Genomic DNA, 12,907 nt, shown 5'->3' with positions numbered 1-12,907 from the left:
CGGAACTCCGGCCGCACCACCGCAGCCAGCCGCTCACCCAGTCCACCGACGATGGCCGGTGCCGTTCTCGGCATCGAACTACTCACCGCGCCATGGCCTTCCGTCGAGGGCCCCGGCTTCAATCAGCGCGCGGCGGGCGTCTTCGACACTCAGGTGGGAGTAGGTGTCGCCGGTGGTGGAGATCGAGGCGTGTCCGAGCAATTTGCTCACCACCTCCACCGAAACTCCGCGCCGGAGTAACCCGGTGGCGTAAGTGTGGCGAAACACATGCGGGGAGAACATGATTCCCGTTCGCTTGCGCAGCCGTAGCACCAAGTCGTAGACGCTGCGGTAGTTCATCGGCGCCCCCACTGCGCCGGCCCACAAGTTGACGAACACATAGTCGCTGTCCAGGTCACCGTATTCGGTGTGCAGGTAGTCGCTGTAGAGGCGAATCAACCGCGCCGGCACCGGAACTGGCCGCGACCCGGATTTGGCTCGGGCCCCGTTGCGGTTGGTCCGCCCGACCACTGACACCACGCTCGACGCGGCGTCGATGTCGTCATGGCGCAACCCCAACGCTTCCCCGACACGCAGCCCGGACTCGGCCAGCAGCCTGAACAACAACCGATCCCGCAACCGCCCGCACGCTGCCAGCACGGCCGAGACCTCCTGCTCGTCAAGCGTCTCAGGCAGGAGCTTGTCAGCTCGCATCCGGATTCGACGTGTCCGTTCGGGACGAGAACCCAAGTGCGCCAACAGAGGACGCCACGATCCACCACGTGATTCGCGGCGCTGCCAGGTCACCATCAGATCACCCAGATCCACGCCATGGCGCTGATGAAACTCGTAGAACGCCGACACAGCCGACATTATGTGGAATCTAAAATGTCAAGTCCGTGCCTTATTTGCGCTGGTTGACCGCGATGATCGGTAGCAGGCCGGTGGTGGCCGGTGCGGCGATCTGGCGGGGTGTTGCGCCATCGGGAGTGGGGACGTTGATCAGGCGTTCCAGTAAACGATCGAGGGCAGCTTGGCCGTCGTCGACCGCTGCCTGTTCGTCCTCGGTGAGTGGAACGTTGGCCAGCATGCGCTGAAGATTCTCCTTGGCCTCCAGCAACTGTGCTTTGCTGGAATCCTTCGGTGCGTAGAAATCGCAACGAGCACAAGCCATTCGGTGCGGGCACTGCTCGAAGAAGCTGTAGGTGCAGTAGCCATGCCCGAGGTCGTAGTACTGCCACGGCTGTCCAGATGCCGCCGCACCGGAAGTAACCGCGTCGCGATCGACGAGCACTTCGATGGTGCGGACGTTGCGGGCGAAGTACCCGGCGTCGTTGTATGCCTTCGCCAGGGTGGTCGGCGCGATCTTGGCGTAATGCTGTGTCGCCGAAGGACTTCGGTGCCCGAGCCATGCCTGCAGCTCGAACAGGGTCATCGGTTCCTTGGCGTTGTAGAGCTGGCTGGCGATGGTGGACCGTGCCCGATGGCTGGTGATCTTGCCGCGGACATCGGTGCTCGGCACTCCCGCCTTGGCGCAGAGCGCCGGGATGATGCGAATGTTCAAGTACTGTTTGGCGATTCCCAGCGCGCGGTAGGACAACAGCAGGTGCACTCGTTCGCCGGTCTTGCGGTCCAAGACGGCGGGTTGTGTCGGTCGGACGGCCTCCCAGGCGGCGATGGCGTGGCCCACGATCGGGTCGACCGGTTTGGTGAACGCGGTGCCGGTCTTGTGGACCGGGATGTCCAGCAGGCAGACCGCGTCCTTGTCGAGCGTCTCACCGTCGGTGTCGCCGGGGAGCGCGACGTCCTCGCGTTGCCAGCGGATGCATCCGACCCGCAGCCGGACGATCTCGTCGCTGCGCAGTCCGGCGAATAGCCAGGTCAGCACCAACGCTTTGAGCATTTCGATGGGGTATTTGCGGCCGACGGCGTCGGTGTAGACGTCGCTGTGCTCAAGGTTGAGTCCGGCCCACAACAGCTTGGCCCAGACATCGTCGGCTATCACCCGTGGGTCCGGGCCGATTAGAGCTTGGATGCTGCGCGGGGTGGCCAGTGCGCGGGCCGGGTCGAATCGGCGGGGAATCCAGCCCCATTCGTGGCAGTCCCGGAAGAGCTGGCGGGCACCGGCGAGCAGTCCGCTCTTTGTGCGTGGCATCAGTGGCTCACCGATGCGGTCCCGCAAGGACTCGTCATTTTGGGTGTAGTCGCCGATGCGGAGACGGTCGACGGCGGCGACCCAGGCAGCACACAGTTCACGGGTCCACTGGCCAGGCTCGCGAATATCGGGATGTTCGGCGGCCAGCCATCGCCCCATCCGCAACATCTGACCGCGGCGTCCCTTTCTGCCCGAGACGGGGAGTGGAGAGGTGTCGTGCCATCGCTGCACCCAGTCGGCCCAGATCGGGTCCACCCCCTCCGCCGGTGCCAGCATCAACCGCGCGGGCGGTCGCGGTGGGCCGACATATCCGAGTGCTGCCAGTGCCCGATGGAGGCTGTGGGTGGTCTGGCGCAACGAGTACGGAATCGACATGTTCACCCGCAACCCGTTCAGCACGTCTTCGGACAGGTCAGCCAGCAGCGGGCTGCGGTTGAGCAACAGCGCATGGCAAACCAGGCTCGCGGTCCGTGCGTTCACTTGCGGTGAGCGCTGTCCCCAGCCATGCAGCACCGAGGTGACCTGCTCCACCGCCTGGTCGACGATGGCCTCGCCGAACACTTTCCGCGCGACCGCCGCCCGACCGACATTGCCCAAAAGGTCCAGATCGGTGAACCCGAACAAGTAGGCCAGAGCGATTGCGTAGGATCTCGCCGAGGTGCGTCCGAACTGCGGATGCGTTGCCAGGAAAGCGTTTCCGCTGGTCCCCAATACTCCTGCCCACGCTGTCGAGTCCCAGGCCCAGAAGCTCGCCCTGTGGGTGGCGCAGCCCTGCAGTATCACAGCGACCGCATCTCTGGCGCAACGGTGATGGAACCAAATCATCCACTACCGCAAGGCATTCCATCGCGTTGACAAGCGGCAGCACCAGGCGGTGAAGTGCCTGCCATTGAAGGTTCTCGCGATCCTGCCATCGCTCAGGCCAGCTGCGCATCTCCTCCCAATCGAGAGTCTCGAACGCGGCTTGTTCGGCGACCGACAGTGCCGCCGAGCGGTCGAATCGGTCGGGGCGGAACGGCCAGCGCCAGCGTGGACCCGCGGTCGTCACCCTGGCGACCGCTGAAGATGATGCTGTCACGGTGCGACTTCCCCCGACTCGTCAGCCAGCTGGGCCAGCGTCCGGACTCGCCACCCGTGGATCTGTTCCATTCCCCGGCTGAGCTTTTCGGCCAGATCGCGACCGGACAGGTGGATGTAGGCGAGCGTGGAGTCGGTCGAGCGATGACCGGCGAATGTGGCGATCGCGTGCAATTCCCAGCCCATGCGTGCCAGGTCGGTCAAGCACAGGTGCCGCGTGGTGTGCGTGGAGAACCGCGGCAGCTCGGCCGCCAACGCCAGCCGTCGTACGACCTTCGACCAGGTCCACAGACTCAGCGGCGCTGCCCGGTTGCGGCGCGACTCGGACAAGAACAACGGTCCCCGCGCCCGGCTGATCGTCGCCCGGTGAGTCAGGTAACCCGACAGCAGGACCCCGGTCGGCGCGGAATAGGGCACCATCCGCTCCAGCCGGTTCTTCGTCGTCTCCGCACGGATCCGCAGCATCCGCCGGGCCGGATCGAGATCGTCGGTGCGCAGCGAGCACAGCTCCTCCCGCCGCAGCGCCGTGTCGTAGGCCAGAGCCAGCATCACCCGGTTGCGGACCGATTCCTCGGCAGCCACGGCCAGCAACTCCAGCCACCGCGACTCGGTCGGAATCCACGGCAGCTTCGTCAACTGCGGGATCAGGCCACGCTGATGGCCACCACCACGGCTACGTGACGTATAACGGCCCCGCCCAACGGGATTGGACTCCCGCACCCCTCCTCGACCAAGAAATCGTAAAACAGTCTCACGGGAACCATCCGCTGCTGCAGAGTCGCATTCGCCAAACCGACACCCGAGTCGATCGACACCACATTCACGCCCCGCCGGCTCGGCCGCTCCGCCAATTCCCGGACATAGCGTGCGATGTGGGATCGATCCGCCTCTGCTACCGGGTCGACCTCCACCCGCTCGCACATCTCAAGATATTCGGCCAGCCCACGCGCATAGGCATCAATCGTCCGAGGCGCACGACCGAGATCGGTCCACACCCGCAACCAGACAGCGGCCCGCTCGTGGCGGCCGAGCACCGGCCACTTCTCCATCAGCACCATCGTGCCCAACAAATCTCCTCAGTCCGTGGTCGTACCGCGACGAAACAGTCTCCGCCGCAGTCAGATTCCACGTAACTGATAATTTCCGGTTCACCGTCGACTCCGAACAACCCGCCGGAGGTGTCGTCGCCAGCGCAACCACGTTGCGCTCGAGGCGGGCATCGGGAGCCAACCGCAACCACGCGACGAACCGGCCGACGTCCTCGAGCCGCACGTTCGACCACACCAACCCCGAGCTCGCGCAGAAATCGAACCAGTCCCGAAGATCGTGGGCATATGCGCGAACCGTGTTCGGAGAACGTTCCACCGCATGTAGATGCGCCAGGAACGACTCCACCGGCTCCACCACCACCGCGTCGCCGTCGACCACCGTCCACGAGTCCCGATCACCGAAAGACATCACCACTCGCTGCACCGCGAGCCCAGCCGGTTTCGTCATGGGCGCAGAAGATAACCAGTCCACAACGAAACGCCAAGAGCCACAAACAACGTGTCGTCTACATCAACCAAAGGCCAAGAGAGGGCTAGAGATAACCAACGCAATTCTGAAAGCGGCCTCGATTTTCTTCGCGTCAATGTAATGCTGTTGGGGCCCGGTGGGGTTCGCTCTTTCTTTGCTGCCCCGGCTATTGATTGCTGGTGGCTTGTCACGATGTGCGGCCCCGCCGGGCCCGGCCGGTGAGGTTCGTGGCCTGATAGGAGCGCGCCGCAATGCCCGATTGACGCGTGCCCGTCCTCGCCCGGTCTTGTGAGAATCCCGTTGCCATTGGAGAGGACGAAACCCGTTGAGCCAGGTTGTGATCGGTGTCGACCCCCATAAACGCACCCATACTCTGGTGGCCGCTGATCCGATCGGCCGCCGGCTGGGCGAGAAGACGATCAGGACGACCAGCGAGGACCATCTGAAGGTGGTCGAGTGGGTCGCGCAGTGGCCGGGAGCGAAGTTCGCGCTCGAGGACTGTCGTCACGTCACGCGCCGGTTGGAGCGTGATCTGCTCGCCGCCGGGTTCGAGGTGGTGCGGGTGCCGACGCATCTGATGGCCGCCGCGCGGCGTGGTGGCCGGGAGAAAGGCAAGTCCGATCCGATCGACGCGCTTGCAGTGGCGCATGCCGCGCTGCGCGAACCCGGCCTCCCTGCGGCTCGGCTTGACGGCCCGGCGCGGGAAGTGAAGCTGTTGTCGGACTACGGCCACACCCTGGTCGTGCAGCGCACCGAGCTGATCAACCGATTGCGCTGGCATCTGCACGAACTCGACCCCAGCCTCGAGATCCCCTCCCGCGGGCTGCGCCGCTACTGCGTCATCGACGATCTCGCGCAACGACTCACCTCCTTCGACGGCCTGGTCGCGCAGATCGCCCGCGAGATGACCGCCCAGTGCCGCGCACTGACCGAACAGATCAACAACCTCGAACGGCCAGCTGCGCGACCGCGTGCGAATACTTGCGCCGAGCTTGCTGGCAGTTCCCGGCTGCGGCGTGTTGTCGGCGGCGGTGATCCTCGGTGAAACCGCCGGGGCGCAACGGTTTCGATCCAAGGATGCGCATGCGCGATTCACCGGGACCGCACCGATTCCGGTGTGGTCGGGTGCCACCTGGGCAAGGTCCGTCTCAACCGCGGCGGCAACCGCTGGATCAACTGCGCCCTGCACATGATCGCGCTCACCCAGACCCGCGGCTTCGGACCCGGCAAAGACTACGTCGATAAGCTCAAAGCCAGTGGAAAGACCCGCACCGAAGCCATGCGGCTGTTGCGGCGGCGCCTGTCCGATGTCGTCTACCGCGCCTTGCTCGCCGACGAACGCGCTGCGGAAGCAGCACCCACCGAGACCATGGAAAGGGCTGTGCTGCAGACGGCTTGACATAGGAGCATCGCCGAACTGGACCGGCCACAGCGCTGACCGTCAGGTATATCAGTGAACACCAGGGCCACCAAGTCGACGGCGGCCTGCGATGGGGTGTCGAGTCGATCTGCGCCACGCTCACCGAGTTGGGCGTCCGGATCGCCCCATCGACCTACTACGCGCACCGCGACCGGACTCCGACCGTTCAGGAGGCCCGCGACGCGGAGCTGTGCGTGCACATCCAGCGCGTTCATACAGTGAACTTCGGCGTATACGGTGCCAGAAAGACCTCCGATGGTTTTAGGAGTCAAGCGGCAGCGCGTGTCGGGGGCGTGTCGGTGGAGGATCCGAAGGCTTTGACTGGGTCGAAGGACTGTCCGGATAGGAGGCAGTGATGCAGCTGGCCGAGCGTCTTGTTGAACAGATGCCGCAACGCGGGTGCGTGCCGGTAGCGGTGTGCTCGTCGGCGCTGGTAGTGCTCGCGGGTCGGGCCTTCGGTTGCCATCGCGCAGAAGGCCCAGACCCAGCCGGCGGCGGCCAGGCGGTCGTTCTTGATGCGCCGGTGCTTGATGGTGATCGTCTTGCCCGAGGCGCGGGTGACAGGTGCGGATCCGGCGTAGGCCTTTAGGGCCCGGTCGCTGGCGAATCATTTGCGGTCGTCACCGATTTCGGCGACGACGCGGGCGCCGGTGAGGTCGGCCAGGCCCGGGAAGCTGATGACGATGATGTAGTCGGGGTGCTTGCGGAATTCCTCGGCCGCAGCGTGTTCCAGGTCGTCCGCTCCGACGCAGGCGGCGTCGAGGGTGGCGAGCAGAGCGAGGGCCTGGCGGCCCATCGCCTTCTCCACCAACTCGGGTTGCCACAGCTGCGGGGCGCGCAAGCTGGTGACGATCTCGGAGGCGAGGGAGTCGATGCCGCGCTGGCGTCCGGCTCGGCGCAGCGCGGCCGCGACGCGGGTTTTCGTGAGCCTGGCCACGTGCGTCGGGGTCGGAGCCAGCGCCAGAACTGCGCGGGCTTCGGACCGGGCCAGGTTGGTGTCCGCATTCTTGGCGAAGGCGGCCAGGAAGGCTGGATAGTACTCGCGCAGCAGCGACCGCAACTCGTTGCTGGCCTTGGTGCGTCGCCAGACGGCATCCTGCTGGGCGCGGGCCAATACCGCGATTGCCTGGACGAGTTCGCTGTCCGCTGGGAGTCGGCGATGGTATTCGCCGTCGACGCGGATGATGTTGGCCAAGGTCATGGCGTCGATATGGTCGGATTTGGCGCGGGTCATGGAGTGTCGCTCGCGGTAGCGGGCGACGGCCATCGGGTTGATCGAATAGACCAGGCAGCCGGTGGCGCGCAGCGCGGCGACCATCAGCCCGCGTGGGGTCTCGATCGCGACCGGGATGGGATCCTCGGCGGTGTCACCGACGTCGCTCAGCAGGGCGGTGAGCTCTGCGAATCCTGTCGGGTCGTCACTGATGCGCTTCTTGGACACGAGTTTTCCGTCAGTCGATGATCGCGATGTCGTGATGGCCTTCGGCCCAGTCGATTCCGCAATAGCGGTGCATTCCGGTCTCCCTCGTGTCGAGTGTTTCCGCAGGTCCAAGACCTCGGCGAGAACGCGCAGCGCCCTACTTACGAGCCTCTATGGGCTTGCCTCCGATGAGCAGTTCGCGATCCCAGCGCACTCGCACGGCACCCGTCTCTCCCAGAGCTGCGAGCTCCCGAAGGGTGAGGTGTCTGATCGAGCGAGCAGGCTCGAACCACGAGCAATTCGGATCGGTGCGAGCGGCTGGACGGGAACCCGCGTGCGGTCCTCGCCCAGCAGCCCCTTCTGCCGCTGGTGTCCGTGGCCTCTATAAGGTTCCGAACCCGAGGTGCGTCAAAGGGGCACAGCTGCAGTTCCCGCCGCTGCCAGTGCCTCAGTCTTCGGTGAGGGCTTGTCGAAACCCCGGAAGTACCCGAGAGGTCGCGGCAGCGGCTGGCGAACACGGTTCGGCCGTAATATTCTCGGCCTTTCTCGAGGACTCAGACGGTCCCAGGTGCAGCTGTGGAATCACCGCGGCCGAACCGTCGAACGATCCCCGGTCACCCCGTGCACCAAGCCTCATACGAGACCTCAAAGGTCAAGGAAGCAGGAAGGCGTCCGAGGGCTGCCGGATCATCGTTACGAGATAAGTAGGTGTGGCTGCAACTCAATCGGGAAGGCATCGCAGTGGCCCGCTGCACGGTCGAACGGCTGACGCGTACGGGACTGCCCCGGGTTGCGTGGTGCGGTGCGCGGGCGCGTCAAACGCACCACGATCGCTGACCCGGCCGCAGAGCGGCCGGCGGGATCTGGTGCAGCGCAAGTTCACCCCGCTAGCACCGAATCGGTTGTGGGTAGCCGACATCACCTACGTCCAGACGTGGTGGGGGTGGGTGTATTTATAAGTTACGTGGAATCTCGCAGCCATCCGCGGGGCCTGGGACCACGAACCATGGGGGTGGGTTCGAGCGGCGGGATGAGGGTGGTCGACCGGTGGCCGGTGCTGGCGCGGCACGAACGCGCGGCCGAATGGCTAGGAGTGTGGGCTGATCTGGGTCGTGCGCCGCGCACGATCGACGCGTATGCGCGGGGGCTGGCGGAGTTTCTGCAGGTGTGCGAGCGGGACGGCATCGATCCGGTGACCGCGACGCGGGCTGATGTGGCGGTGTTCGTGCGAGAGTTGACGACGCGTCCGAGCCGCCGCGGCGCGAACGTGGTGGCGCTGGATTCGGGGGCGGGGTTGGCCAACGCGACGCTGCAGCAGCGTCTGGTTCCCGTACGGCTGTTCTTCGATTTCCTTATCGAGGAAGGGGTTCGAGAGTCGAATCCCGTTGGCCGGGGCCGGTATACGCCTGCTGGACGGTTCGGCGGGCATGGGCGTGGACTGGTGCCGCGGATGGTGAAGTTGCCGTGGATTCCCAGCGAAGCGGAATGGCTGCGGCTGCTGGAGACCTTCGCCGAGGAACCAATACGGAACCGGGTGATGCTCGCGCTGGCTTACGACGCCGCTCTGCGCCGGGAGGAGTTGTGCTCGCTGCGCAGCGATGATCTCGACCCCGCGCACCGCATGCTGCGGGTGCGGGCGGAGACGACCAAGACTCGCCGGGAGCGGATGGTTCCCTACTCGGCGTCGACCGGGGTGCTGTTGTCGCAGTATCTGCAGCATCGGGCGACGATGAGCCGGGCTCGGGGTGGGTTGTTTCTGTCCGAATCGCGCCGCAACCACGCTGAGCCGCTGACCTTGTGGACGTGGTCGAAAGTGGTGCGGCGCATCGCATTAGCGGCCGGAGTGCCGAAGTTCTCGACCCATACCACCCGGCATCTGTGTCTGACCGACCTGGCGAGAATGGGTTGGGAGCTGCATACGATCGCCACATTCGCCGGGCATCGCAGCACCGACTCGACTCTGACCTATATCCACCTGTCGGGTCGGGATCTGTCGGAGAAACTGAATTCCTCCATGGCGCAGATCCATGCCTGGCGCCTCGAGATGCTCACCGGCGCTGGGTGCACCGGAGACGGACAGGATATGCTGGTATGAGCGCCGCCGCCAACCGAGCACAGGCCAGCACCGACGCCAATCGGTGGCTGCCCGGATCGACGCGGTGGGATCGGCGGATCGCGTTGAGCGACATCGAGATCGCGGCGCTGGCCGTGCTCGACCCGCAGCAGCTGCGCCGCAACAAGGCCGTGGGTATTCCGCGGAGGACCGCGGGGCACTGGCGGGCGCTGACCCGGTTGGTTGAGCCGTTGGACGCGACGGTGGCTGGGTTGCATCACGACGGCGACGACCGGTTCCGCCGCGCCGGCAGGCAGGCGGCGGCGATCGTGCTGGCCCACTGCGCCGAAACCGGCCGCAGCTGGTGGGGCTGGACCCCGTGCGAGTGGGCCGCGCTCTGCGGCGGCAGCGCACGCGAGTTCACCGCCGCGCGGTCGATGCCGACCGAGTCGACAGTGCGGCCGTTCGTGGTGGCCCTGGCCTATCTGCTCGGCGGGTTCACCGACTTCCATCGTCTGGGCATGTTCAACCGGTTTCACTTGGCCTGCTTGATATTCGGTAAGCCCGCGGTCGCCGAGGCGATGGGCGATGCCGAGCAGGTGCTCGACCGGTGGGGTTATCGGCTCAGCAGCGCCCGAACCCAGATGCACGGCGTGTTCAGCCAGGCATTGCTGCTCAACGGCAGTCCTCGGCTCGCTGACCTGTCCACCTCGGCGTTCGAGGTGCTGCGAGCCCGTCCAGCGACCGAGGGCCACTAGGGGTCGATGCTTTACGTGTTGCAACGAGCCGTCGCCGAGCTGGGACACTGCGACCCGCCGGTGCGCAGCGGATACCTCCCTGGCCTGGGCATCGAAGGAACCGATCCCGCGTGGGCGCAGTGGGTCGAACGCTGGTATGCCACTTCGGCTTTGACTCCGAAGGTCCGCGCCTCGGTCCGCAACATCATGGCCAAAGCCGGTCGCTGGTTAGCTGCCGAGCACCCCGAGATCACCGAACCGGGGCACTGGACCAGGGCGACCTGCGCGGCCTGGGTCGCCACCGTCGACCGGATGAGTGTCGGTGACTGGGTTCAGCGTCACGACGCCCTCGGCGAACGGGCCGGCACCCCGATCTCACCACGCACCAAGGCTCAGAATCTCAATGCCACCCGGACATTCTTGCGGGACTGCCAGGAATGGGAATGGATCGGCCGCCGCTTCGACCCGAACCGGGCGCTGGCCGTTCCCCGCAGCGTCGCCGCGCTGATCGGCCCGGATCCCCGCGTGATCGCCGATGAGGTCTGGGCCAAACTTCTGTGGGCCGGGCTCAACCTGGAGCCCGCTGATCTGCCCAGCAGCTCCGGGGATACCGCCTACCCGATGGAGCTCGTCCGTGCCATCACAGTGACGTGGCTGTTCTCCGGGCTGCGCAGCGACGAGCTCTCCCGCCTGCGGGTGGGCTGCGTCCGCTGGCAACACGCAGGTCTGCCCATCCCCGGCGACTCCGACGACGTCCTGGCCGAGGATGCAGTCTGCCTGCTCGATGTTCCCGTCCACAAGACCGGCACCGCGTTCACCAAACCGGTCGACCCCATCGTCGGACAAGCCATCGAAACCTGGCAGAACATTCGGCCGCACCAGCCGAAACGGCTCGACCGCAAAACCAGTGAACACGTCGATATGCTGTTCTCGGTCCGCGCCCAACCCGTCGCCAAGTACTACATCAACCGCACCGTGATCCCGGCACTCTGCACCAAGGCCGGTGTCCCCACCACCGACGTCCGCGCCAACATCACCAGCCACCGCGCCCGGTCCACGATCGCGAGCCAGCTCTACAACGCCAAGGAACTCGTGTGTCCGTTACGGGTCGGCCCGCTACTCGGTGCCGATGCGGCTGATCGGGGCGAGCGTGTCGATCGTCATCGACTCGGGCACGCTGCTCGTGCTCGAGCCCCGGACCGGGGTGATCGTCGCCGAACATGAACTCGTCGCCCCCGGCGCGACCTCGATCCTCGACGACCACTACGACGGTCCCCGACCGGCCCCGAGTCGAGGACCCAGGCCGAAAACCACTGTCGAGAAACAGTTCTGCGGGCTCGGTGAGGACGCGGAAGCGTTCCTCGTCGGCGCCGCCGCGATCGGCAACACCCGCCTGAGCCAGGAACTCGAGATCCTGCTCGCGCTGGGAGCTGCTCACGGCAGCGACGCCCTGGTCGCCGCGTTGCGAAGGGCGGTGGCGTTCAAGAGGTTCCGGGCCGCGGATGTCCGGTCGATCCTGGCCGCCGGCACCGGCACCCCGCATCCCCGCCCCGCCGGCGACGCGCTCGTTCTCGACCTGCCGACCGCGCCGACCCGATCACTGGACGCCTACCGGATCACCGGTAACGGGAGCGCCTCATGACCACCACCACTCGTTCGAAACCCGCTGCACCCAAATCGATCCCGGAACTATCGGCTGATCTCGACGCCGGGCTGCGCAGGTTGAAGCTGGCGACCGTCCGCCGCCAGGCCGCCGAGGTCCTCCACGTCGCGAAAACTCAGCGCTGGACGCCGGAAGAAGTGCTGCGCACCCTGATCGAGGCCGAACTGGCCGCCCGAGACGTCTCCAACGCCGCGAACCGGCTCAAAGCCGCCGCGTTCCCGGTCACGAAAACTCTCGACACCTTCGACGTCGCTGTCTCATCGATCCCGGCAGCCACGTTCGACTACCTGTCGAGCCTGGAATGGGTTCGCGCGCAACACAATTTATGTCTCATCGGGCCGCCTGGCACGGGCAAAAGCCACACCCTGATCGGGCTCGGCCATGCCGCGGTGACGGCCGGGTTGAAGGTCCGCTACTTCACCGCCGCCGACCTAATCGACACCCTCTACCGGGGTCTGGCCGACAACACCGTCGGCAAGGTCATCGACACCATCCTGCGCGCTGACCTGGTCATTTGCGACGAGATCGGGTTCGCTCCGCTCGACGACACCGGCACCCAGTTGTTGTTCCGGCTGGTCGCGGCCGCTTACGAGCGTCGCGCTCTCGCGGTCGCCTCGCATTGGCCGTTCGAGCAGTGGGGACGATTCCTACCCGAGCACACAACCGCAGCGAGCATCCTCGACCGGCTCCTACACCACTCGACCGTCGTCGTCACCGACGGCGACTCCTACCGCATGAGACACCGCACCACAGGAGGTGACCGCCACTGACCTAACCACCCCACCCCAGCGAAGGGGGTGGGGACTTCCGCTGGCCACCAGCGGGGACCTGACGGGGTCTGGCCGGAATTTGATGATCAGGCGCGTGTCGATCCCGCTGTCGCGC

11 protein-coding genes and 4 pseudogenes are annotated in these 12,907 nt (G+C 65.9%); 9 read left to right on the top strand and 6 right to left on the bottom strand.

Annotation, left to right across the window (positions count from 1 at the left end; translation table 11 throughout):
* Positions 1-78: 78 nt before the first annotated feature.
* From ACQP1G_RS20035 to ACQP1G_RS20015, 5 genes are all read right to left on the bottom strand, one after another.
* The gene (locus ACQP1G_RS20035) at positions 79-852 is read right to left on the bottom strand and encodes a tyrosine-type recombinase/integrase (protein ID WP_433206475.1); all 774 of its coding nucleotides are present in this window, start codon (positions 850-852) and stop codon (positions 79-81) included.
* A gap of 31 nt (positions 853-883) precedes the next feature.
* A complete protein-coding gene (locus tag ACQP1G_RS20030) occupies positions 884-2,845 on the bottom strand; it encodes a tyrosine-type recombinase/integrase (RefSeq protein ID WP_433192176.1) in 1,962 nt (653 codons plus the stop codon).
* 363 nt (positions 2,846-3,208) lie between these two features.
* A complete protein-coding gene (locus tag ACQP1G_RS20025; protein WP_433192175.1) occupies positions 3,209-3,847 on the bottom strand; it encodes a tyrosine-type recombinase/integrase in 639 nt (212 codons plus the stop codon).
* A gap of 8 nt (positions 3,848-3,855) precedes the next feature.
* Positions 3,856-4,269, bottom strand: coding sequence for a site-specific integrase (locus ACQP1G_RS20020; protein WP_433206472.1), 414 nt, complete (start codon positions 4,267-4,269; stop codon positions 3,856-3,858).
* Positions 4,169-4,669: a site-specific integrase gene (locus ACQP1G_RS20015; protein ID WP_433208672.1), complete on the bottom strand. Its 501-nt coding sequence runs from the start codon at positions 4,667-4,669 to the stop codon at positions 4,169-4,171. The genes ACQP1G_RS20020 and ACQP1G_RS20015 overlap by 101 nt, the downstream gene beginning before the upstream one ends.
* A gap of 385 nt (positions 4,670-5,054) precedes the next feature.
* On the opposite strand from ACQP1G_RS20015, the gene ACQP1G_RS20010 reads away from it, so the two are divergent.
* The 4 genes and pseudogenes from ACQP1G_RS20010 to ACQP1G_RS19995 all read left to right on the top strand — a co-directional run.
* Entirely contained in the window at positions 5,055-5,774 is a 720-nt protein-coding gene (locus tag ACQP1G_RS20010; protein ID WP_433206469.1) for an IS110 family transposase, read from the top strand.
* Positions 5,701-5,922 carry a transposase gene (locus ACQP1G_RS20005; protein ID WP_433206466.1) on the top strand — a complete coding sequence of 74 codons (222 nt, stop codon included), beginning with the start codon at positions 5,701-5,703 and terminating at the stop codon, positions 5,920-5,922. The genes ACQP1G_RS20010 and ACQP1G_RS20005 overlap by 74 nt, the downstream gene beginning before the upstream one ends.
* Positions 5,847-6,128: a hypothetical protein gene (locus ACQP1G_RS20000; RefSeq protein ID WP_433209614.1), complete on the top strand. Its 282-nt coding sequence runs from the start codon at positions 5,847-5,849 to the stop codon at positions 6,126-6,128. The genes ACQP1G_RS20005 and ACQP1G_RS20000 overlap by 76 nt, the downstream gene beginning before the upstream one ends.
* A 14-nt stretch (positions 6,129-6,142) precedes the next feature.
* A pseudogene (locus ACQP1G_RS19995) lies at positions 6,143-6,397 on the top strand (IS3-like element IS987 family transposase); the annotation flags it as partial.
* 20 nt (positions 6,398-6,417) lie between these two features.
* On the opposite strand, the pseudogene ACQP1G_RS19990 reads toward ACQP1G_RS19995, so the two are convergent.
* Positions 6,418-7,663 (bottom strand): annotated as a pseudogene (locus ACQP1G_RS19990) (IS110 family transposase).
* Between the two features lie 614 nt (positions 7,664-8,277).
* Between ACQP1G_RS19990 and ACQP1G_RS19985 the strand changes: the two are divergent.
* The 5 genes and pseudogenes from ACQP1G_RS19985 to istB all read left to right on the top strand — a co-directional run.
* Positions 8,278-8,525: pseudogene (locus tag ACQP1G_RS19985) on the top strand (IS3-like element IS987 family transposase); the annotation flags it as partial.
* Positions 8,526-8,575: 50 nt separating this feature from the next.
* Positions 8,576-9,664, top strand: a complete 1,089-nt coding sequence (locus tag ACQP1G_RS19980) for a tyrosine-type recombinase/integrase (RefSeq protein WP_433206463.1) — start codon at positions 8,576-8,578, stop codon at positions 9,662-9,664.
* Positions 9,661-10,380 (top strand): hypothetical protein, encoded by a 720-nt coding sequence (locus ACQP1G_RS19975; protein ID WP_433206460.1) that lies wholly within the window; start codon positions 9,661-9,663, stop codon positions 10,378-10,380. The genes ACQP1G_RS19980 and ACQP1G_RS19975 overlap by 4 nt, the downstream gene beginning before the upstream one ends.
* A 1,069-nt stretch (positions 10,381-11,449) precedes the next feature.
* Positions 11,450-12,001, top strand: a pseudogene (locus ACQP1G_RS19970) (Mu transposase domain-containing protein); the annotation flags it as partial.
* Positions 11,998-12,792, top strand: coding sequence for an IS21-like element helper ATPase IstB (gene istB, locus ACQP1G_RS19965; protein WP_433206457.1), 795 nt, complete (start codon positions 11,998-12,000; stop codon positions 12,790-12,792). The pseudogene ACQP1G_RS19970 and the gene istB, both read left to right, overlap by 4 nt.
* Positions 12,793-12,907 lie beyond the last annotated feature (115 nt).

Origin of the sequence: Nocardia sp. CA-107356 (genome assembly GCF_050946365.1) — a bacterium.
Classification (GTDB): domain Bacteria; phylum Actinomycetota; class Actinomycetes; order Mycobacteriales; family Mycobacteriaceae; genus Nocardia.
This window is presented reverse-complemented; position numbering and strand designations above follow the sequence as displayed.

Excerpts from the sequence above, each read along its gene's own strand:
- ACQP1G_RS20015 (WP_433208672.1), bottom strand. The coding sequence starts at position 4,669 with ATGTCTTTCGGTGATCGGGACTCGTGGACGGTGGTCGACGGCGACGCG.
- ACQP1G_RS20020 (WP_433206472.1), bottom strand. The coding sequence starts at position 4,269 with ATGGTGCTGATGGAGAAGTGGCCGGTGCTCGGCCGCCACGAGCGGGCC.
- ACQP1G_RS19975 (WP_433206460.1), top strand. The coding sequence starts at position 9,661 with ATGAGCGCCGCCGCCAACCGAGCACAGGCCAGCACCGACGCCAATCGG.
- ACQP1G_RS20035 (WP_433206475.1), bottom strand. The coding sequence starts at position 852 with ATGTCGGCTGTGTCGGCGTTCTACGAGTTTCATCAGCGCCATGGCGTG.
- ACQP1G_RS19980 (WP_433206463.1), top strand. The coding sequence starts at position 8,576 with ATGGGGGTGGGTTCGAGCGGCGGGATGAGGGTGGTCGACCGGTGGCCG.
- istB (WP_433206457.1), top strand. The coding sequence starts at position 11,998 with ATGACCACCACCACTCGTTCGAAACCCGCTGCACCCAAATCGATCCCG.